The 992-nt window shown below is 37.0% G+C and carries 2 protein-coding genes; both read left to right on the top strand.

What is annotated here, in order from left to right; translation table 11 throughout:
* Window positions 1-545: 5'-methylthioadenosine/adenosylhomocysteine nucleosidase (locus V7201_RS08010; protein ID WP_335376254.1), on the top strand; the 545-nt coding region annotated here is incomplete at its 5' end.
* A gap of 146 nt (window positions 546-691) precedes the next feature.
* The gene (locus V7201_RS08005) at window positions 692-955 is read left to right on the top strand and encodes a YrhC family protein (protein WP_335376253.1); all 264 of its coding nucleotides are present in this window, start codon (window positions 692-694) and stop codon (window positions 953-955) included.
* Window positions 956-992 lie beyond the last annotated feature (37 nt).

Here is a 992-nt window from a genome sequence, read left to right as displayed (position 1 = left end):
TAAATGCCAGTGTTTGCACACAGATTTTAATTGATGAATTTGCAGCTTCGAATATCGTTTTCACAGGAGTCGCAGGAGCAGTGAATCCAGAGCTGAAAATCGGGGATATTGTAATTTCGACCGATTGCCTGCAGCACGATATGGACGTAACCGCATTAGGCTTCCAGCTTGGTGAAATTCCTTACACCGAGGTTTCCGTCTTCAAAGCGGATTCTAAATTGGTTGACCTGGCCATTTCAGCAAGTAAAGAGATTGTACAGGATAAAAAGATTGTCAGCGGCCGGATTCTTTCAGGAGACCAATTCATCGCTGACCGGAGTAAGGTCAAATTTCTTCATGAGAAGCTTCAAGGATATTGTACAGAAATGGAAGGTGCTGCTGTGGGACAGGTTTGCAGCATGAATAAGATTCCATTTGTTATCATCCGATCAATGTCTGATCAGGCTGATGGATCTGCAGATGTTAACTTCCTTGAATTCACAAAACTAGCATCAAAGAATTCCTTTGAAATCGTTAATGAAATGATTAACAATTGGAATTTGTAGATTACTGAGGTCAAAGTCCCTTATAGAACAAGGGGCTTTTTCTATGCGATAGTATTTCTTCGGTGACATTGAAATTCCAAAATTTACATAATAAATAATGGTTTAAATATGTTAAAGTAGGGATGTGGTTAAGACAAATTATGTAGGTGATTGAATTGAACGCTAAGCACATCTATGAAAAAATGGTAGATTATAAACAGTTCGCTACAGTCCTATTGACGGTTGGCGTGTTTTTTTATTTAGGTACTATTATTCCGTCTGAGACAAAAGTCATGACAGATATTTATATAGCAACAGGAGCTTCAATCGTATTTCTTGCTGGATCGATCTTATTCTTTGCAATTGCAAAAAAATGCAGAAGTCAGTTGATTGAATCAGAAGAAGGTCAAGAATTTTTAATGAAAAAGTAAACGTCCATTTTTTGGGCGTTTTTTTTTTTTTTTAAAA

The sequence above is a fragment of the Bacillus sp. JJ1122 genome (assembly GCF_036964885.1).
In the GTDB taxonomy this organism is placed as follows: Bacteria; Bacillota; Bacilli; order Bacillales; family Cytobacillaceae; genus Mesobacillus.
Note: the sequence above shows the minus strand (reverse complement) of the source record. Positions and strands in the feature narration are given on the sequence as shown.